1 protein-coding gene is annotated in these 1,199 nt (G+C 52.3%); it reads left to right on the top strand.

The genetic code is table 11. From position 1 onward, the window contains the following. On the top strand, window positions 1-1,199 hold a 1,199-nt coding region (locus AB0F11_RS38295; RefSeq protein ID WP_362184509.1), incomplete at both ends, for a UvrD-helicase domain-containing protein.

Raw genomic sequence — 1,199 nt, 5'->3', positions numbered from 1 at the left:
TCGAAGGAAAAAGTCGAATCGCTTATCCGGCTCGATAAATTGCATATCGACCTTGTGACTAACGATTGGAAAAAACGAAAGCTCTGGCCTATAGCTGGTGTGAGCGAGGTCGACAACAATGGCAAACCGTTCGAGCTTGCAGCCTACGGCTCCTTGTTTCAGGCGAATGGTTACGTTCCGCGTCTGAATGCATACGTAGTACTCGGTGTTCACAAGGACATTAAAGGTACTCTTCTGCGGAGCAAGCCTACTCACAAAGGATGGGCCGCCGGCAGCATGGAGTGGAACAAGGTGCAGGTTCTGCTCGGCTTTTGCGACAAATCTATTCTTTATATACGGCACGCTTGGCAACTCCAGAATCTGGCCAAGTTGCTGGCGCTCGACACAGGTAGAGCGTCAACCGATGCGCCGAAGTTCCAGACCGTCCCGCCAGGCGACTACAAGACGGCGGCAATCGACGAGGCGTTGTATCAATTCGGTACATTTGCCGAGAATCTCGCATTGGACCCACGAAGAATTAAAAATGCCGAAGGGTTGACTCCTGACTCAGTTGAACACCATTTCGCGTCCGCAGTTTCCATTTTCTTTGAAGAGCTCTATCGGACATTCAAGACGGAAGGCGTCGTCTCGTTCAATCGACTCTTCTCACAGCTGTCTACCTCAGGAGACTGGTTCGACAAGGTGAACGGCGGTTCTCTCCTGACTATGAAGCATTTGCTCATAGATGAATTTCAGGATATCTCGCCCGTTATTGTGAAGTTTGTTGTCGCTATGCACGAGCGACTTCGAGCGGTATCCCGTGACTCCGACGCTCCGTCGGTAATGTGCGTTGGGGACGATTGGCAGTCCATCTATGGGTGGCGCGGTAGTTCTCCACAGTTTTTCCTGCATTTCCCTCGGTATTTCAAGGGAGCACGCGACCAGACGTACCGCCTTAGAGATAACTATCGGTCGTCGGCGTATGTCGTCTCCGCTGCGGAAGCTTCGCTATCCGACCTAACAGAGCAATTTCCCGGCAAGCAGGGTGGTATCGCGAAGGGAAAATGGCGTGACTTGAAGCATCCGGTTGCGCTCGTGTCGGAATTCAACGCCCAGGACGCAGTGGCTCTTGTACGTACGATACTTGACCGTCTACCCACTGATGAGCGTCTCTATGTGCTCACGCGTGGCTCAGTGAATCCCGTCTTCATGCAGATATG

It is taken from the genome of Streptomyces sp. NPDC032472, assembly GCF_040636955.1.
Lineage (GTDB): Bacteria > Actinomycetota > Actinomycetes > Streptomycetales > Streptomycetaceae > Streptomyces.
This window is presented reverse-complemented; position numbering and strand designations above follow the sequence as displayed.